Source organism: Clostridium sp. DFI.1.208, from assembly GCF_024463855.1.
Taxonomy (GTDB): Bacteria; Bacillota_I; Bacilli_A; order Erysipelotrichales; family Erysipelotrichaceae; genus Clostridium_AQ.
The window spans coordinates 49,563-67,223 of record NZ_JANGCA010000024.1 but is presented as its reverse complement, the minus strand read 5'-3'; the positions used below and the strand labels follow the sequence as shown (position 1 = coordinate 67,223).

At 43.3% G+C, this 17,661-nt stretch carries 20 protein-coding genes; 2 read left to right on the top strand and 18 right to left on the bottom strand.

Annotation, left to right across the window (positions count from 1 at the left end; genetic code table 11):
• Nucleotides 1–135 precede the first annotated feature (135 nt).
• The 6 genes from NE665_RS13530 to NE665_RS13505 all read right to left on the bottom strand — a co-directional run bounded on the left by NE665_RS13530 (nt 136) and on the right by NE665_RS13505 (nt 4,516).
• Nucleotides 136–726, bottom strand: a complete 591-nt coding sequence (locus NE665_RS13530; RefSeq protein ID WP_178760054.1) for a Crp/Fnr family transcriptional regulator — start codon at nt 724–726, stop codon at nt 136–138.
• Nucleotides 727–749: 23 nt separating this feature from the next.
• Nucleotides 750–1,580, bottom strand: a complete 831-nt coding sequence (locus NE665_RS13525) for a M55 family metallopeptidase (protein WP_178760053.1) — start codon at nt 1,578–1,580, stop codon at nt 750–752.
• Nucleotides 1,581–1,592: 12 nt separating this feature from the next.
• The gene (locus tag NE665_RS13520) at nt 1,593–1,913 is read right to left on the bottom strand and encodes a nucleotide pyrophosphohydrolase (RefSeq protein ID WP_178760052.1); all 321 of its coding nucleotides are present in this window, start codon (nt 1,911–1,913) and stop codon (nt 1,593–1,595) included.
• A 165-nt stretch (nt 1,914–2,078) separates the two neighbouring features.
• Complete coding sequence (locus NE665_RS13515) at nt 2,079–2,405, bottom strand: hypothetical protein (protein WP_178760051.1); 327 nt, start codon at nt 2,403–2,405, stop codon at nt 2,079–2,081.
• A 310-nt stretch (nt 2,406–2,715) separates the two neighbouring features.
• The gene (locus NE665_RS13510; protein WP_233104676.1) at nt 2,716–4,200 is read right to left on the bottom strand and encodes an RDD family protein; all 1,485 of its coding nucleotides are present in this window, start codon (nt 4,198–4,200) and stop codon (nt 2,716–2,718) included.
• Between the two features lie 4 nt (nt 4,201–4,204).
• Nucleotides 4,205–4,516 carry a hypothetical protein gene (locus tag NE665_RS13505; protein WP_118654485.1) on the bottom strand — a complete coding sequence of 104 codons (312 nt, stop codon included), beginning with the start codon at nt 4,514–4,516 and terminating at the stop codon, nt 4,205–4,207.
• 364 nt (nt 4,517–4,880) lie between these two features.
• Between NE665_RS13505 and NE665_RS13500 the strand changes: the two genes are divergently transcribed.
• Together NE665_RS13500 and NE665_RS13495 are read left to right on the top strand one after the other, a co-directional pair.
• Nucleotides 4,881–5,576, top strand: coding sequence for a VanZ family protein (locus NE665_RS13500; protein WP_118654486.1), 696 nt, complete (start codon nt 4,881–4,883; stop codon nt 5,574–5,576).
• Between the two features lie 318 nt (nt 5,577–5,894).
• On the top strand, nt 5,895–6,797 hold the full coding sequence (locus NE665_RS13495; protein WP_118654487.1) for a glycoside hydrolase family 43 protein: 903 nt from the start codon (nt 5,895–5,897) through the stop codon (nt 6,795–6,797).
• A gap of 293 nt (nt 6,798–7,090) precedes the next feature.
• Here the strand turns inward: NE665_RS13495 and NE665_RS13490 are convergent, their stop codons facing one another.
• From NE665_RS13490 to NE665_RS13435, 12 genes are all read right to left on the bottom strand, one after another.
• Entirely contained in the window at nt 7,091–8,524 is a 1,434-nt protein-coding gene (locus NE665_RS13490) for a family 1 glycosylhydrolase (RefSeq protein ID WP_118654488.1), read from the bottom strand.
• Nucleotides 8,525–8,535: 11 nt separating this feature from the next.
• Nucleotides 8,536–9,912 carry a PTS transporter subunit EIIC gene (locus NE665_RS13485; protein WP_118654489.1) on the bottom strand — a complete coding sequence of 459 codons (1,377 nt, stop codon included), beginning with the start codon at nt 9,910–9,912 and terminating at the stop codon, nt 8,536–8,538.
• A gap of 136 nt (nt 9,913–10,048) precedes the next feature.
• The gene (locus tag NE665_RS13480) at nt 10,049–10,867 is read right to left on the bottom strand and encodes a PRD domain-containing protein (RefSeq protein WP_118654490.1); all 819 of its coding nucleotides are present in this window, start codon (nt 10,865–10,867) and stop codon (nt 10,049–10,051) included.
• 18 nt (nt 10,868–10,885) lie between these two features.
• Nucleotides 10,886–11,377 (bottom strand): PTS glucose transporter subunit IIA, encoded by a 492-nt coding sequence (locus NE665_RS13475; RefSeq protein ID WP_178760049.1) that lies wholly within the window; start codon nt 11,375–11,377, stop codon nt 10,886–10,888.
• Nucleotides 11,378–11,628: 251 nt separating this feature from the next.
• Nucleotides 11,629–12,024 carry a PTS fructose transporter subunit IIA gene (locus NE665_RS13470; RefSeq protein ID WP_118654492.1) on the bottom strand — a complete coding sequence of 132 codons (396 nt, stop codon included), beginning with the start codon at nt 12,022–12,024 and terminating at the stop codon, nt 11,629–11,631.
• On the bottom strand, nt 12,021–12,827 hold the full coding sequence (locus NE665_RS13465; protein WP_118654493.1) for a BtpA/SgcQ family protein: 807 nt from the start codon (nt 12,825–12,827) through the stop codon (nt 12,021–12,023). Before NE665_RS13465 ends, NE665_RS13470 begins: the two co-directional genes overlap by 4 nt.
• The gene (locus tag NE665_RS13460) at nt 12,817–13,803 is read right to left on the bottom strand and encodes a hypothetical protein (protein WP_118654494.1); all 987 of its coding nucleotides are present in this window, start codon (nt 13,801–13,803) and stop codon (nt 12,817–12,819) included. Before NE665_RS13460 ends, NE665_RS13465 begins: the two co-directional genes overlap by 11 nt.
• 9 nt (nt 13,804–13,812) lie before the next feature.
• On the bottom strand, nt 13,813–14,529 hold the full coding sequence (locus NE665_RS13455; RefSeq protein WP_118654495.1) for an amidohydrolase family protein: 717 nt from the start codon (nt 14,527–14,529) through the stop codon (nt 13,813–13,815).
• 12 nt (nt 14,530–14,541) lie between these two features.
• Nucleotides 14,542–15,357 (bottom strand): PTS system mannose/fructose/sorbose family transporter subunit IID, encoded by an 816-nt coding sequence (locus tag NE665_RS13450; protein ID WP_118654496.1) that lies wholly within the window; start codon nt 15,355–15,357, stop codon nt 14,542–14,544.
• A gap of 4 nt (nt 15,358–15,361) precedes the next feature.
• A complete protein-coding gene (locus tag NE665_RS13445) occupies nt 15,362–16,111 on the bottom strand; it encodes a PTS sugar transporter subunit IIC (protein ID WP_118654497.1) in 750 nt (249 codons plus the stop codon).
• A 21-nt stretch (nt 16,112–16,132) separates the two neighbouring features.
• Nucleotides 16,133–16,600 carry a PTS sugar transporter subunit IIB gene (locus NE665_RS13440; protein WP_118654498.1) on the bottom strand — a complete coding sequence of 156 codons (468 nt, stop codon included), beginning with the start codon at nt 16,598–16,600 and terminating at the stop codon, nt 16,133–16,135.
• The gene (locus NE665_RS13435; protein ID WP_118654499.1) at nt 16,597–17,343 is read right to left on the bottom strand and encodes an amidohydrolase family protein; all 747 of its coding nucleotides are present in this window, start codon (nt 17,341–17,343) and stop codon (nt 16,597–16,599) included. Before NE665_RS13435 ends, NE665_RS13440 begins: the two co-directional genes overlap by 4 nt.
• Nucleotides 17,344–17,661 lie beyond the last annotated feature (318 nt).

Below are 17,661 nucleotides of genomic sequence, written 5' to 3'. Positions count from 1 at the left end.
TATCATTTTTGGCATAATAAATGGCAGAAACGTCGACTATTTTTGGGTTTATGAAGTACGTTTCTGCCACAGATATTCTATCAGATTTTAAAAAGACTGTCGACAGTCACTTTGTCAACAGTCTGAAGCGGTAATCTATATTACCGTTTTGAAGTTTCCATGCTCATCGAGAACCAGAAGTCCCTCATCCACCATGCGATACAGCTCTCTGGAAAGTGCCGGTCGGCTGACTCCGAGATAGCTTGCCAGCTCATGACGCTTTAACAGGATAACGGGATGCTGCTGCATGTATTCCATGATTTTTTCACGCAAACTGTCCTTCATTAACAGCTTCAGCTTCTGTGACAGTGTATATGCTTTTTGTGAAAGCAAAACATTCAGGTTCTGGCTGATTTGGGGAAATTGGTGCAGCACGCTGCGGGGAATCATAAGCACCGTACTTTTCTTCATCGCTTCCGCTGAAAAGGGAAGCCTTTCATCGATAAACAGATAAACCTCTGCAAAGCAGTCCATCGGCTCCCGTATGATGGTCAGAATATTGCGGGTACCGTCCGGTGTATCATCAAAAACACAAACAGCCCCCTCCAGCAATACATACAAATACTTCGGCGTGTCTTCCTTATGGAAAATTATTTCCCGTCGCTGAAACGTTTTCGTGGCAGACTGTGCCTTCAGCTCTGCAACCTCCCCTGGTGTCATCTGATCCAGAATATGCATCTGCTTCATGGCTTCACCTGCTCTCTCTGCTTTTATCCGGCAAATGCATTGCTTATTTTTATAACGAAGCGAAGATACCGGTATGCTGCATCATAGCTGTCCTTCTGTATGCGTACCGTGCAATCCGATATCCGTGTCACTCCGTCCATGCGTGAAACAAAGTCAGCATTGCGTTCATGATGAAAGGTGATATCCACACGATGTGGCTTTTTACTGTAGACAGGTTTTTGTCCACCGCGTGCTTCCATGGATGAAACAGCACGCTCATAGCGTTCCTCCAGCATTTGCCAGCTGCAGGAAAGGGCACACTGGGAGGAGATTGCACGCTTGGTTTCCACATAAGCAAACGGCATAGGCAGCTCCTCCTTCAGCTGTTCCTTCAACAGATCATCGCCACTGATGAGCACGATCGGGACACCATATTCCCAGGCAAGACGGGCATTGATGCCGCTCTCTCCCATTTCCTCACCGTCAATACGGATGCTTCTCACCAGAGTTCCCCATATCGTGTGTGCCATGACGCCGCGGGTATTGCTGCGACAATGATATCCGACCAGGCATACCCCGTCAAAGGTATGGTCCAGTCCCTCCATCATTCCATATTCCTTATAAGCACCATTGCTTACCACCATACTGGCACGCGGATCCAGTCTGGATGCGTCCAGATTATCCATATTGCCATGACCGTCATTCACCACAACTTCCTCAGCACCTGCCGTAAACAGCTTATCAATCAACAGGTTTACCTCCGAAATCATATTTGTGCGGTATTCCTCATACTCTCTGCCAGTCTTCGCAGTATGTGCGAAGGCCCCATTTCCCCAGATTCCTTCGATATCTGCAGATATATACAGTTTTTTCATACCGTCTCCTGTTTATTCATAAGTGTCATACTTTGCGGCATTTCCTCTGGCTTTTTCCACAGGATACTTCTTTTCATTCTTTTCCATTTTGTCCAGTATGATGTCTTCCATATCCACCTGCAGCCGATCCGCGAGCTGCATACAGTAAATCATCACATCCGCAAGCTCCTCACACACCGCACGGTGTTCATACCGATCCGGTTCCCACTGAAAGCATTCCAGCAGCTCTCCTGCCTCTATGCTGATGGATTTTGCCAGATTATCCGGTGTGTGAAATTGTTCCCAGTTACGCTCTCTTACAAATGCTCTTACTCTTTTTAATGCTGTTTCCATAGGATACCTCTTTTCTTTATGTATGTTGTCTTTCTGTGTAATACAGCTTCTGCATGTCTGCATCCAGCGCTATTGTATCATATATCCGTACTGTCGTGTATACGCACACATACTGATTTACATGATAACAGGCCTCACAGTTTTTACAGATTGTCCTAGATGCTTTCATGAAGCTGACCTTCTGTGCCTGATTTTTATAGAATTGAAAATCAAAGCGAGCAACAGCAGGAGATACAGGAGCAGGACAAAGCTGATAAGGCATAAAAATTCCATCAACCGATCATATCCCTTTGTCGCTATGACCCAGATCAGAAGTGCTGCACAGGCTGTGTGGTTCACCCTGCCCCAGATAACATAGCGTTTATCACATATCTTCTGCTTTTTCAGCATGGAAAGAGCTCCCACCGTCAGCATGACAAAAATAGCCAGTCCGTGCATTAACATCGGTATCATCATGGTATTTTGGTTGAGCTCAGCAAGAACTTGGTTCATTGGAATACTCCTTTCTTGTGTCGTGTACACGATAAGTGAAACGTGTAAATTGCATTTATCTGATTAGGTGGAGCAGAAAATTCCTGTGAATCCGATGGTTTCCCATATTGGTAAACGGATGCATCTGCATTATTTATAGCATATATCGTATTGCTTGTATAGGGTGGAATGCTTAAACATTCTTAAGTCGATAAAGGGCACTTCTTTTCATTCCCAGCAGGGATACGTCCTTATGAAGCAGCCAGCTTAGCAAAGCAGCTGAAAAAAAGACAGAACACAGTTTGTATGCGTCCTGTCTGTTCTTTTCTCCTTACATACGTGCATGCAGCATCATATCGATTAAGCCTTCTGCCTCCTTTGGACAGTTGCATCTTCCGATGCGTGTGTTTCCTTCCATATTATAGAAGCCGCTTCCCGCACTGACGAGCAGCTTGCGGTCTGTCGCAAGCTTTAACAGACTTGCCATTTCCTTCTTCGTATGCATTGGATGGAAGACTTCAATTCCCTGTACCCCCATGCGCAAAGCCTCATCCAGCAGCTCCGGCTCCTGTACCAGCAGCTTTCCGGGATGGGCAAGCACAGAGATACCGCCTGTCAGTTCAATGACATCCAGTATATCCTTTAGGTATGGATACTTCACAGGTACATAGCACGGCTTCCCATATGCGAAGTAATCTTTATTCAAAGCACGCCATCCAAATTCATCTCTGCGATATGGCTTCAGAATGGCACAATCTTCAAATTCCGGTCGATTCAGTACATGCTTGGCAATCAGTTCACCGCTTAAACGCTGGAACCGGTTGCTTTTTAAAAGCCGTTCCTCATCAATATTACGTCCCAGCAACGCCTCAAATCTTCGGACACGGTCTATGCTGGCCCGCTTCTCATTTACCAGACTTTCATTTTCAATGTGCGCAAATAATTCACTGTTATACTGAATGAAATAACCGAGAATACGCACACGTCTTCCACGCAGATCACAATTGATTTCAATCCCCGGAATATAGGTTACACCATACAGCTCGCTCATTCTCATCGCGATACTGTTCGCCTTTGCACAGTCCAGATCTGTTATGGAAACCGTCTGAATACGGTTGCGCTTCGCATATTGGAAAATCTCTTCGACGTTATACTGCCCGCGATCGGAAAAATTGGAATGAATGTGTAAATCCATGGTATTCATAATCAGTTCCGGCTGCTCGACCTGTTTCGGCAGCGGCTGCTTTACCGCCTGCGGAGCTTTTTCTTTTTGTACAGGTCGTTGTGCTTTCTCTAATGCCACAACCCGTGTTCCGAGAACAAGATCGATCAAAGAGCGATGACGGCTGTCCGCAAGCGTAAACAGTCCGTTCAACCCCCAGTATGCAGCAACACCGAATGCATTTGTAAAATACATCAGAATGATAAACGGAAGATCAAAGCCTACAAGCTCCCGCAGAAGTAGCTGCTGCCGACTGGCCTTGCGTCCGCTTTTCTTAACCACCTTAAAACCAAACATGCGCATGCCGACACTCTGTCCGCCGGTTTGCCGATAGATATAGCTGTTTAGAAATAAAATAGATATAACAAGCAGCCCTCCGATAAAGATGCTGATCAGCTTAATGCCGGAGATACTGATGATATTGCCCAGCACGGCAAGCAGAATAATATTCCATAAAGCAATCGGACACAGCATGATGCTGACATCCATACAGAATGCAAGCAGTCTGTCCTTACTGTCCTGCACATTCAGCGGGCGAACGCCATCCACAGCCAGCTGATATTGTTTTTCTGGTGTTTTCCTCATTTTTTTCATGCCTTCACCTGTTTTCCTTCTCTTCATACGTTAACAGTCCTGTCTTGACACAAAGCGTGCCCAACAGCCCCGACAGCACAAAAGACACTGTCAGTATATAGATACATTTGATATCGATTGTTCTTCCCTGCAGAAATCGCAAGCTGGTACCAACCGCCGCCGCTACACTGAGCAGTGGTATGAGCATATATTTTTTCAGGCTTCCTGTATCAAGCTGATACGCTGCCCCGCAGGCAGGACAGCGAAGATGCACATAGCCCTTAATAAAATGCAGTTTGATAGGAGTACCGCATTTTTCACATGTAAATATCTTCATCTTTGTTTAACCTCACAAGGATATTATACTACAGAATCCACATTTGTATATGGTATTTCCCGTCTTAAGAAAAAGTTAAAGATTCTCGTACATTCATCAGTACGCTGCTTTTTCATCCTATATTTTACACGGGGATATCCGTTACAGTATATGGTATCGTCCTGTGATTTAGTAGAGGAATCCGTCGAAGTTTTTCTTCTGTGTCCAACAGTGTTTTCAAAAAAACGACAGTAAGCCCCGCCCTGCTGCCGCTTTATCCGCTGATCCTATTTTTTTCGACAAACATAAGAAAATATTAAGGCTTCTCCTCTTGTGTAAACAATCGTTCTCCTATATCATATATACACATGAAGGGAGTTTTCGCATGTCCATAAAATGTAAAAAAGAACTGTCCTATGTATGCCTTGGCGTATCCATTTCGACCATGCTTCTTTATTTCTATCTCACACTAGAAAATTATCTGAACTTCTCTGGAATCGTTATGTTTTCTGTTCTCATATGCTCTACGCTGATCCTTGGTGTCTGTCTGCAGAACCGTCTCTATGATACACAAAAGCAAACGAGAAATCTGCGTCTCATGTGGATTGTCCTGTTTTCTTTCTATATATTTCAAATGATCTATATCCTCTTTTTTGCCAGTGAATTCGCAAGAGATTATGTAGATCTGCGTTCCCAGTCCTATCCGGATGCCCTGCGGATGCAATGGACGTATGGCACCAATCTGAAGCCGTTGGCAACCATTCATCAGATGATGGCGATTTTCGATATGCCGTATGTGGATAACCGGATTGCGATTATGAATCTGCTGGGCAATTTTGTCGCCTTTATGCCGTTTTCCTTTTTTCTGCTTTTACTTACAGACTGGGCGAAGCGTCCGTTGAAATTCCTTTCTTGCATTGCCCTGTTGATAATAGCGGTAGAGGTGATACAGTTTTTCACCTTGAGCGGAACTATGGATATCGATGATTTCATCCTGAATTTCAGCGGTGTTCTGTTGTCTTATCTGATGCTACGGTATACACCCCTGTACAAAAATCTACCTGTCCTCTTAAAAAAATAAGGAAGCCTTTTCTTTGCAGCCATGCAGCTCATGCCCGCAAAGTAATCTGGTCAAAGGATTACTCCCAGATGCCAATCTGCTTGAGGATGAATACCGAAAGAAGAAGTAAATTTCCTGCGAGCTTAGGGATTTTACTATTTTTTAAAACGTAAATCATCAAACGCGATACAGCCGCAAGAGGAGGGTACAAAGGCTTGTGCTTGGTACACCTGAATCCTATACAGCAAAGCAGCTCTATACTGATTTTCATTGTATGTTGTATACGCATCCCGTATAATAATGCTATGCTTACAGACGGATGTAAAAAGGAGCTCAACTATGAAAAACAAAACATTATGGACGGATACAGATGGGAAACCCATACAGGCACATGGCGGTATGATACTGCAGCATGAATGCACGTATTACTGGTATGGAGAGAACAAGGATACAGCAACAGTGAACAGACATGTGGATTTCATCGGTATTTCCTGTTACTCCTCTAAGGACTTGGAAAACTGGAAGAATGAAGGCATCGTGCTTTCACCGTTCGTAAACGACCCTGCACATATGCTGTATACCAAAAACATATGTGAACGCCCCAGAGTATTATACAATAAAAGCACAGGACAGTTTGTGATGTATACCCATGCGGATACTGCCGATTATTACTATGCCGGTGTCAATGTTGCGGTCGCATCTTCTCCAACCGGACCATTTGTCTGGCTGAAGAGCTTTCAGCCGAACCGGCAGGACAGCAGGGATATGACGCTGCTTCAGGAGCAGGATGGCAGTGCCTGGCTGATTCATAGCGCAAATTACAATAAAACGATGAATATCGCACGATTGAGCGATGACTATCTGGATGTTACCGGTTCCTATGTCAGTATATTTCAGGATCAGGAGCGGGAGGCTCCGGCCGTCATGTATTCCCATAACCGCTATTACATGATCACTTCCGGATGCAGCGGCTGGGAACCCAATCCATCCTTATATGGCATCTGTGACCATCTGATAGGACCGTGGAAGCTGATCGATAATCCATGCACAGGTCCCTCTTATCGCACCACCTTTGACGGACAGGGTACCTGTATTTTCCATGTACAGGAACAGCCCTATATATTGCTGGATCACTGGCACCCGGATGATTTGCGCTCCTCTACCTACAGCATGCTTCCGATTCAGATAGCAGATAACGGAGATATGGAGATTGAATGGCAGGATGAGGTTTCCTTTCTATAATAAGGAAGGATACAGAATATTGCTCACTCGCCTCACACCACATGCATAAACAGCTAAAAAGAAGAAATAAATTCCTATGAATAAAGGAGCTTTATTTCTTCTTTCGTTTTCTTACAGTGAAATCACGTCTACGCTGTCCTTATGTATCCCCATACGATATCCATTGCAACCATGCATATCCTATTGACCACTTCGCAATGGCAGGGGAATATCATGCGATGATTCCTTTGATTTACCTTGTGCATTCCTAAAATGCATTCACCAATAGACGCGGTAATCTTACGCACAATTTTCTAAAGGTTCATACCGTTTGATTTTATAACCTGTGCGTACCAGTAATAGCTGTCTTTTTTATACCGTTTTCCGCTTCCTTTCCCATAATTATCAATATCCACATAAATAAAGCCATATCGCTTCGCCATTTCTGATGAGGAGCAGCTTACGATATCAATCGGTCCCCATGGATAATATCCCCAGACCTCAACACCATCGTGAATAGCCTCCTGCATCTGCTTGATATGCTCTCGAAAGAAATGGATACGGTAATCATCATGAATTTCGTTATTCTCATCCAGCTCTTCCAGACATCCGAAGCCATTCTCCGCTATAATGATCGGAAGGTGGTAACGGTCATAATACTCATTCAGCGCAACACGCAGTCCTGTAGGATCCATTCCCCAGCCCCACGCATTTTTATCCTCCTCACTGATATGGATATTCGATTCCGCTTTGTTTGTCTGTGCATTTATACTCAATGTGTAATAATAGGAAAAGCTTATGAAATCCACAGTGTTTTTCAAATCCTCTATATCCTGTTCTGTAATTTCTATTTCCAGATCATGATCTTCATAGAAACGATACATATATCCCGGAATCCGGCCGAATACTTCAACGTCCGAGAAATAATAATTCAGCTGATTATATTTTAAGGAAGCAAGTACATCCTTTGAATTGCTTGTTTCCGGATATGCATTGAAATAGGTGACCATCATTCCAAGCTGGAAATCCGGATTGATCCTACGTGCCTCCTTCATAATTCTGCCGCATGCCACCAGCTCATTATGTAATCCCTGATATTTTGCTTCCAACAGATGATCTACCCTGTCACTTGGTATTCCCAGATGATTAAAGGATTCCAGCTCTACAAGATTGATCTGGTTTACTAAAATCCAGTATTTCACTTTGTTTTTATATCTGTTTAAAACCGTTGTACAGTATTTGACATACATGTCGATCGTTTTTCGGTTGTACCAGCCGTTATATTTGATTGGAATGTTTAACGGCATTTCATAATGGGACAGTGTGATCAGCGGCTCCATACCGTACTTCAGCATTTCGTCAAACAGATCATCATAAAACCGCAATCCTGCCTCATTTGGAGCTTCATCATCTCCATTTGGAAATATTCTCGCCCAGTTTATTGAGGTTCTGAAGGATTTGATCCCCATTCCTGCTAACAGCTTGATATCGTCCTTATAGGTATGATAGAAATCAATCCCTGTACGTTTTGGATAATAGCCGTCTGTATCCTCGATTGCATGCAGGACCTCCTCCATACGCACTTCTTTATTTGAACGCTTCTTTAAGGGAAGATCCCCCTTGAAGAGGTTGATATCAGCAATGCATAAGCCTTTGCCATCCTCCAGATATGCCCCTTCACATTGATTGGCAGCAACTGCTCCGCCCCATAAAAAGTTTTCTGGAAACTGATTCGTATTTTTTTTCATAAGCTCTCCTTTTACGCTACATCCTGTGGTTTTACTGTTATCAGCGTCAATACAAACGTGATTATGGCGCTGATAGCCAATGCTATGATTGCATAAATCAAGTTCATTCCATCCTTCGTAACATAGCTTGGTAAACCAATTAGACCAAAGGAAGCAAATGCATAGCAGGTTACGTGAAAGATTCCTGCGATGATACCACCGGCAAAGCAGCCGATCATCGAGCACCACAATGCTTTTTTATATTTGAAGGAAACACCAAACAGTGCCGGCTCGCTCACACCGGCAACGATCGCCGTAATTCCTGCCGTAGCTGCCATGGATTTCACATTCAGATTCTTGGTTCTGATTGCAATCGCCAGACATGCAGCACCCTGATTGATGTTGAATACAGTATTTGCTATGCAGTAGAAGAGTTCATAGCCCGGATTTGCAAATGCAGCAAACAGATAGGGAAAGAAACCGAAATGCATACCGGTAATGATGATAAAGGGCAGGATCGCCGCAAACACACCAACGCCCAGAAAGCCAGTCGTATCATACAGCCAGATAATTCCTGTTGCCAAATAATTTCCCAGAATATTTCCCAAAGGCCCCAGAATACACAATGCAATCGGCATCATCAACAGGATTGTCAGCAGAGGAACCAGGATGCCCTTTAATACCTCCGGTGAATATTTTGTAATGAATTTCTGTATATAGGACATTACGTATACAGACATGATAATTGGAAATACAGTTGAAGAATATGTGGTAGCATAAATCGGTAAACCAAAGATATCCAATGCGACACCGTCATTTACCAGGGTTATGAAATTCGGCGCAATCAGCATAGCTCCGACAAGCATCCCCAATCCCATATTGACATTAAATTTATTGGCAGCACTGGCACCGACGAACACCGGCAGGAAATAAAATGCTGCATCTGCGACAAAGGAGATGACCTGATAGGTACCAGCCTGTGCCGATACACCTGCCACCTCTAACAGAATCAGCAGGATTTTCAACATACCACCGCAAAGAATAACAGGAATCATGGAGGACAGACATCCGGATATACCGTCAAAAATACCATTCACAAATGTTTTTACTGTTTTCTTTTCCGCTGGCTTCTCATGAGCTGCCGGTTGAGAGGAGGTGAAATCCGTCTTTGCGCAAATCTGTTGATAGGCCTCCGCAACGCCTGTACCGATAATGATTTGAAACTGATCCCCCGACCACTGACAGCCAATCACATTTTCTGTTTTCTCAATTTCCTCCATTTTCACAAGACCCTTGTCCTTCACATTGAAGCGTAAGCGTGAAACACAGTGGGAAAAATAGGTAACATTTGAACATCCACCGATATAATCTGTGATGTTATTCACCAAAGCATCATAATTTTTAACCATTTTCTTTCTCCTTTTTATAAAGTTCTATATCTATGCAAACACAACAGCCGTGCACTGCTGCCATGGTTTTGCCAAAATAAAACCCCGGCATGAACATAAGCAAAAAAACACTTACTTCCTATGCCGAGGTAAAGCCCTATTGGTAACAATCCTCACGAGCACACAATCGATTGATATGTATAATCAAATACAAAAGCTCTTCATCATTGTAATCAACCTGCAGAATTTTCTTGATCTCCTCTGCACATTTATAGGTTTTGGGATACTCACTCTTCAACAGCTGAAACATTTTTTTATTATCCGTGGAGCTGTGCGTATCTGTGTTCACACGTTCCAGCAGATAATGCATATGAGTAACAAATCTGGAATAATTAAATCCTGCTTTATCAATTTTAACATTCAATTCCTTTTCTACAAAAGCTGTAATCTGCTCTATTTTTTCTTTTTCATCCCCCTGTGAGGTATCGAAGCTCCTGCTTCCATAGTCTACCAGATGCAGGGTTATGCTCGCTGCCTCTTCTTTGGGTAACGTTATATTCAGCTCTTTATAGATGATATCCAAAGCGTACAATCCAATCCTCATTTCCGAAGGATACAGATGCTGGACTTCATAGAGCAGGGGAAGCTTTAAATCCATATGCTCCTTCTCTCTTTTTATAGCAAACTGGATATGATCTGCCAGTGTAAAAATAACATTCCCCGAAAAACGGTTATCCATTTTTTGATTCGCGTAATCTACAATCTGACTGGAAACATTTATGATTTCTTCAGACATTTGTGCGATTACTGTAAGATAAGCGGGATTTACATTGTAAAATGTTCTTTGTATCTTATCCAAAGGCAAATCATACGGTGGCCTTGTAAAACCTACGCCTTTTCCAAAAACCACAACTTCTCTTTCTTGGCTATCTAAGCATAGAGATACATTGTTATTTATATTCTTTACGACCTTCATTGTACCTCTCCTATCCTTCTACTCTTTTTCAACAGTCAGTACGATATCCTCTAATGAAACTTTACCACTATTTTTTATAATTTCAATATGAATTCCATCCGGTGTTGTAATAACCATAGGAGTAGCGAGCTCAATAGCTTTCTCTTTCATAAATTCCGTATCAATTTCTATAAGTGGCTGACCCACCTTTACAAATTCGTTTTGACTGACTTTCGGATGCAGTCCTTCCCCGTTTAAATTTACCGTATCAAGTCCTACATGAATCAGTATTTCCACACCATTTTCGGCCTGTATACCGATCGCATGCTTTGTGGCGGCAACCATGACCACCGTTCCATCACAGGGCGCAAAGATATGATTTCCGTGAAAGCGGAATCCTACGCCATCCCCCAGCAGTCTGTTTGCGAATACTTTATCCGGTACCTGATCCAGAGGGAGAAGCGCTCCCTCACAGATGGAATGAAGCTCAACTACCTTCACTTCTTCTTTTTTCTTATGAAATCCAAACATGTCCTCAATCTCCTTTATATAAAAACTCTCTGAAGCAGCACCCAAAACGAAAAGACAACTTCTTTTCATTTTCTAGGTAAAGCCTCAGAGAGTAACAATCCTATTTCATTTACGAATAGATATTACCACGGCTATGAAAGCGATGTCAATACCTAACATAAAATTAACTTTTAAAAATTTTACATGCTGTATCCTACAGGATATAAGGCAGAATCAAGAATACCAAACAATAATTTGTTGTTAGCCATGTCTTATGCTTCCAGCATCATTTTCATTAACGCTTCCCTTGCATTCGCAATGCTTTGATCTAGCAGCTGGTCGACATCCTCTGCATAATCCCTTGATAAAACCAGATCCAGCAAAAGAGGAAAGTTCGTGCCGGTTACCGCTCTGGCATAATCATACTGAAAGGTGGCCATGGCGGCCGCTTTAAAGGGAGAGCCACCCGGTAAGTCGGTGAGGATAATGACATTTCCGTCGATAAACTTTTCCACCTCCTTGTTCATAGTGTCGCACAGGTCTTCAAAAGAGGTTCCCTCCTGAAAGCTTATGCAGACAAGATGCTCACACTCCCCATTTAACAGCTTCAAGGAGCTGTACATCCCTGCTGCAAAGTCACCATGACCGCAGATGATAAGTCCTGTCATTCGGATTTCCTCCCTTTCTTTTTTCTGGCCTTCTGCACACTGCTCATGAATATTTCTGCGCGCTTTGGATCAATCGGATTTTTCATATTTCCATTCTTCACCCAGGTTGCAATGGATACACCATCATAGTATTGCAATAGCTCTTCAATGTTTTCACCATTGGCGCCCCCACCTAAAATCACCGGTGTGTCCGGAAGCTTTTTACGTACCGCGTGTATCATTTCAAGGCTTTCCTCCTTGCTTTTACCGGATACAAACAAGCCGTCCGCAAAAGCCTCATGCACTGCTTCCCATGCGGCATCATCAATCGGCTTACCACCTAACGGGATTCCATGAACCTCCTGTATATCCGCATATACGGGAACCTTGGAGCGTATTCTCTTACGCAAGGCTGCTATTTCAACACACTGCCCCTCCAATATACCTGCACTTGTAACATTTGCGCCTGTAAACAGATGCTCCACACGTACAAAATCGGCATGTACGGCATCTGCCACGGCAAGGCTGGCAACACCATCCCAATTCACAAGAACGCCAAGGATAAGCTGCGGATACTGATGCTTGATTTCATATGCGATACGCGTCATATACGCGATTGCCTCCGGAGCTGCGATTTGCTTGATTGGCATATCGTTCATATTTTGTAAAATTACACCGTCAAAGCCATTATCGACAATCATTTGTGTTTCTTCCAACACCTCTTTAACGATATCATCAATCGTTTTATCCTCATGCCGGTAGCTTCCAGGAAGCGCACTCGGCTGGATCATGGCAAATGCCGTACAATCAGGTTTAAACATCATCTGCACCTCTCAGTTCTTTTATATACTTCATGCTTATATCATACAGCTGCATAGCCGGAATTACTCCCTGCTCCGTGATGAACGCCTTGATAAACCTCGATGACACCGCAAGCAGCTCCGGGGCACTGTAGTCGATACTTCCCTGCAGCTGCTTCGGATTTGCCACAGGCTCCAGCTTGTCTCGTAAATCGTTTATCACCGTACACTTCTCTTTTCCATACACCATGCGGACATCCAGCTTGATCAAAGGGGATATAAAATACAGCGGTACATGAAAATAATCGCAAAGCAGACCGACGATATCCGATCCGGTTGTATTGAATCCCGTACCATCCGGGTATATGCTCTCTGCCCCCATAAAAACACCATCACAGGATTTCATATAATACATCATACTCGCATCGGGAATAAAATGAATCTGATGTCCTGCTTCAAGACTTGGCTGAACAAAGGGAGCACCGCCATTGATCACACGGCTTTCCGGTATATAGATGCGCTTGGGGCCATCGATTTTGCGCAGGAATGCTTCCACACTGCTGGAATAATCGTATACCATGATTGCGGACATACGATTCCCTATTTCCACAGCATAGGAAACAGCGGTTTCCAATGCTGTCGTACAATTCTGCTCATATTGCTTTTTCACATCTATAATACGCTGTGCATAGGAGTGAATATCACGTTCCTCATGCTGTCTGTATCCGGCAGTCATCAGATAGATTGCATTCGTTATCGCCTGTGATGCCTCTCCTCTAGTGTGAATAAAAAACTGACAGACCTCCTGGATACGCTCCAGCATGTCCGCAATCGTACGATTCTTTTCAACACTCTCAGCAGCAATTTGCTCAATCATTTTTCCAATCATTTGAATATGCTTGCTAGCCCCTAAAACTCTTTGCTCAACGATATCATCAAAGTCCTTCACAGCAGCAGCTGGAAGAGCGTTTCTCGCCTTTTCTAAATTTACTGTATACATTCTTTTCCCTCACATCTGCAGCAGACGTTTGGCATTTTCCTCCGTAAACATCTGCAGCTGATCCTCTTTCAAATCAAATAAATCAAATACCTCCAACGCATTTTTTGTAAAACGCTGCGGATAGGTTGTTCCGAATACGATCTGTTCTTCACGAAGCTGACGAAATGCCTTTTTCAGAATCTGCATTTCATACTGATTACTCGTTTCTATATATGCATTTTTATTACGCTTTACGATATCAACACAGCTGTACCCGTAATCAAAGCATCCCATATGCAAATAGATAAACGGTATTTGCGGATATCGTTTCGTATACCTTTCCCATTGATGCGGCAAGGCCTTAGCGCTAATACCGGAAAATACCTTAACGATCAAACCGCGTTCCTGCAGCATTGCGAACACCTCATCCAGAACAGGACAATCATCGGGAGCGTAGCCATGGCGATATGAATCGAATTCTATCATACGGATTTCTTTCAGCGAGCAGGCATGTCTTGTGTCCTCGAGAATCGTGGATAGTGCAGGGTTCAACACCGCACATCCGATCAGGCGCTCAGGGTATTCCTTTACCAGCTCAGCAATCCTCTGATTACCGCCCTGCACATCATCATAGCGCATATCTGAAATAACACGCCGATCGATATGAAAACGGTCCATATCCTGCAAAAGCTCCTGCACACTGCCTTTTCCGCTGTCTGTTTTTAAATGCGAATGAATATCTATCATCAGAGCACCTCCTTAGCCAAGAATGCCTGCATAAACTGCAAGAATTGCAAACACCATTGTGAAGAAAATCAGTTTAACTGCTGAGATTTTTTTCTTTGTTACCAGGTAATACATCAGGAAGGTATATGCAAGACCCAGAACACCCGGCATCAGACCATCCAATGTCTTCTGAATGTTGATAACTGTCTCACCGGACTTGATTTCAATCGGGATGTTCATAACAACCAGAGCCGGTATGAAGCCTCCGACAATCGTATAGGCAGCGATTGCGGCAATATCTGTAATTTTGGAAATGAGTCCGCTGGAGTTAATTTTTTCAACAAGCTTGATTCCCTGCTTATAGCCCTGAAATACGCCCAGATAGCGGATACCAAGGGAAACGATACTCATACCGATTACAAAAAATATCGGTCCTACCCATCCCAGATTCGCATGTACAAGAGAAATGGCAAGACTTGCCAAAATTGGTCTTGCTGTACCATTCAGCAAGGAATCGCCAAGACCTGCAAGAGGTCCCATGAGGGCAGTTTTTACCGCATTGATGGCATTGGGATTCATATCCGGATCATTCGCGTGCATTTCTTCCATCGCCGCAGCAATGCCGACAGGAATAGCACTTGTGATATCATTTGTCAGAAAATACTCCATATGCCGTTCATAAGCCTCCCGCTTATCCTCATCATTGTCATAAACCTTTTCAATGACCGGCATCATAGCCTGCGTAAAGCCGGCATTTTGCTGACGCTCATAGTTATTTGCTCCACGGATTGTAAGCTGACCGCGGAATACCTTCCATAAATCCTTTTTTGTTAGTTTCTTTGCTTCCATTTGCCTACTCCTTTCCCTCATCCGCAAGCTTGAAATAGTAATACAGTGCCGCAAAAACAACAGCCAGCAGGGCGATACCTACCATATTGATCTGCAGATAGGCCGCAAAGAAGAATCCGAGAAACAAAAACGGCCACATGGTATGATTTTTGATAGAGCTGAGCAGTAAGGCAAAACCGACAGCACCTACCATGTTCCCTCCTACCGATAATCCGGTTATAATCTTATCCGGAATCGCTTTAATGATATCTGCTACAAAATCGGCACCAAAATATACAGCAAGAAAGGTTGGTACTCCATAGAGAAGGGCATTCATTCCCATCGTAAAGACGATATTGTTCATAACCAGCCCTCTCGTATCCAATTTTTCAATCGCATGCTCTGCCCTATGCATAAACCATACATTGATAACTGAATTTTGCACCGTCTCCGCGATCTGACCTATGAAGGATACAGGAAGTGCGGTTGCTACTGCCAAATCTGTTCCTCCCCCACCCAAAATGGCTACAGCGGTTGCAATTGCTGTTGAAATCGTGGGGTTGGGTGGTACTGCTGTTCCAACAAAGATAACAGCAAGAAACATAAGCTCAACGGTTACACCTACCTGCAAGCCGGTATTGAAATCCCCCATGATAGCGCCGACAAGCGGTCCTATAAATATCGGACGGAAAATGTGTGTCTGTGTTGTGTGCGCATCGATAAATGCAATCGTCACAGCCAGCGCGACAAGAAATGCCTGTAAAAATAAACTCATAAAATTCCCTTCCTTTCTAAATTAAAGCAGATTTACCAGAATCTGTTTATGCTCATTCGGTACAGCACGTACCTCAACTTCCACCTTTTCTGCAAGAAGACGAATATCCTTTTCTTCCTCTTCATTCAGCCAGCAGTTCCCCAGAATTTTTCTTTTCCCCTTTTTCATATTGATATTTCCAACATTTATACTTTTTACATCACTGCAGCTGTCAATTAAATACAATGCCTGCTTCGGACCGCGTACAAGCAGCAGTGTTTTTGTATCACTCTCGTCGTTTTGAATCAGCTGATTAGCATCCTCAAGACTCATAATTTTTAAATCAACCTTTTTCGGTGTTGCCATTTTGAGGAGGGACTGCTGCAGGGTATCCTTCGCAGCCGCATCATCCGCAACCAAAATCTGCTTAGCGTCACTATGTGCAATCCAGGCAGTTACCACCTGTCCGTGAATCAGTCGATCATCAATCCGAAACGTAGTTATTTTCATATCTGTTCCTCCTTTACTCGCTTCCATAATATCTCAGCATTCCGATAAAAAATATCGGCGCGCTGTTCTTCTGTTAATTCCAGCTCATAAAATTTGCTGATTTCCATATTTACCGGCTTATAGGGCCAGTCCGTACCAAAGCATACACGCTTCGATCCCAGCACAGCTATCGCTTTTTTTAATACCTCTACATCCATTTGTCCGGAGGTTTCCACCCAGACATTCGTCAAATCCTTAACCGCTTCGATTGTGGACATCCCGAATTCATAATACCCGATGTGAGTGAATACAAAACGGACATGCGGATGCTTTTTGGCGTATTCTGCCCAGACATAGGGATTGCTAATCGGCGCAGTCCCGACATGGGTTTGCACATGCACACCATAGGAATCGATTTTGTCCAGCAGGCGATCGAGTGCTCCGGAATTATCCGGATAATAGCCATGCTTCCAGGAATGAAACTTCACTGCATTCATGCCATAGGTTCCAAGGCATAGGTCAATTTCATCTTCTGCAGCTGCATCCTTTGGATTGATAAACGCATAGCCCTCAATCACCTCTGGAAATTCCTGCATTGCACGGTAAATCAAATCATTCTGTTCTCTGGTAGATATCCCTGAAAGACAGCTGATACCGACCTTTTCAATACCATACCTTTTTAAATCAGTTACCAGCTCCCGCGGTGTGTTTTCATCTCCGGAGCTTGTCTTCCCTAAATGGGAGTGAATATCATAATACTTCAAGTCGTCTCCCTCCTGTTCCAATCATGATATAACATGTTACAACTGTATGATAACTTATTATATCAAGTTTGTCAATATAATCTGTATAATTTACAAATTTTGTTGCCTATGTAAGCCTTTTACATAGATAATTGCATCATACAGGCTCTTAACTTGTTATATCAGCAAAGAAACCTATTGAAATTATTTTTTCAATATGTCCCCCTATAAGGCATTATGCTATGCGCTACGTTCTTGTAAAACAAAAAGAGCCGCAAACAATCGTTCACTGCTCTCTTCATAAAATACGATATATTCACTTTCCTTCATAGGATACCA

What these genes read in the sequence shown, in the direction of transcription:
- NE665_RS13500 (WP_118654486.1), top strand. Translation starts at nt 4,881, where the DNA reads ATGTCCATAAAATGTAAAAAAGAACTGTCCTATGTATGCCTTGGCGTA.
- NE665_RS13520 (WP_178760052.1), bottom strand. Translation starts at nt 1,913, where the DNA reads ATGGAAACAGCATTAAAAAGAGTAAGAGCATTTGTAAGAGAGCGTAAC.
- NE665_RS13495 (WP_118654487.1), top strand. Translation starts at nt 5,895, where the DNA reads ATGAAAAACAAAACATTATGGACGGATACAGATGGGAAACCCATACAG.
- NE665_RS13445 (WP_118654497.1), bottom strand. Translation starts at nt 16,111, where the DNA reads ATGAGTTTATTTTTACAGGCATTTCTTGTCGCGCTGGCTGTGACGATT.
- NE665_RS13460 (WP_118654494.1), bottom strand. Translation starts at nt 13,803, where the DNA reads ATGTATACAGTAAATTTAGAAAAGGCGAGAAACGCTCTTCCAGCTGCT.
- NE665_RS13490 (WP_118654488.1), bottom strand. Translation starts at nt 8,524, where the DNA reads ATGAAAAAAAATACGAATCAGTTTCCAGAAAACTTTTTATGGGGCGGA.
- NE665_RS13485 (WP_118654489.1), bottom strand. Translation starts at nt 9,912, where the DNA reads ATGGTTAAAAATTATGATGCTTTGGTGAATAACATCACAGATTATATC.
- NE665_RS13470 (WP_118654492.1), bottom strand. Translation starts at nt 12,024, where the DNA reads ATGACAGGACTTATCATCTGCGGTCATGGTGACTTTGCAGCAGGGATG.
- NE665_RS13465 (WP_118654493.1), bottom strand. Translation starts at nt 12,827, where the DNA reads ATGATGTTTAAACCTGATTGTACGGCATTTGCCATGATCCAGCCGAGT.
- NE665_RS13475 (WP_178760049.1), bottom strand. Translation starts at nt 11,377, where the DNA reads ATGTTTGGATTTCATAAGAAAAAAGAAGAAGTGAAGGTAGTTGAGCTT.
- NE665_RS13505 (WP_118654485.1), bottom strand. Translation starts at nt 4,516, where the DNA reads ATGAAGATATTTACATGTGAAAAATGCGGTACTCCTATCAAACTGCAT.
- NE665_RS13455 (WP_118654495.1), bottom strand. Translation starts at nt 14,529, where the DNA reads ATGATAGATATTCATTCGCATTTAAAAACAGACAGCGGAAAAGGCAGT.
- NE665_RS13450 (WP_118654496.1), bottom strand. Translation starts at nt 15,357, where the DNA reads ATGGAAGCAAAGAAACTAACAAAAAAGGATTTATGGAAGGTATTCCGC.
- NE665_RS13515 (WP_178760051.1), bottom strand. Translation starts at nt 2,405, where the DNA reads ATGAACCAAGTTCTTGCTGAGCTCAACCAAAATACCATGATGATACCG.
- NE665_RS13525 (WP_178760053.1), bottom strand. Translation starts at nt 1,580, where the DNA reads ATGAAAAAACTGTATATATCTGCAGATATCGAAGGAATCTGGGGAAAT.
- NE665_RS13510 (WP_233104676.1), bottom strand. Translation starts at nt 4,200, where the DNA reads ATGAAAAAAATGAGGAAAACACCAGAAAAACAATATCAGCTGGCTGTG.
- NE665_RS13530 (WP_178760054.1), bottom strand. Translation starts at nt 726, where the DNA reads ATGAAGCAGATGCATATTCTGGATCAGATGACACCAGGGGAGGTTGCA.
- NE665_RS13440 (WP_118654498.1), bottom strand. Translation starts at nt 16,600, where the DNA reads ATGAAAATAACTACGTTTCGGATTGATGATCGACTGATTCACGGACAG.
- NE665_RS13480 (WP_118654490.1), bottom strand. Translation starts at nt 10,867, where the DNA reads ATGAAGGTCGTAAAGAATATAAATAACAATGTATCTCTATGCTTAGAT.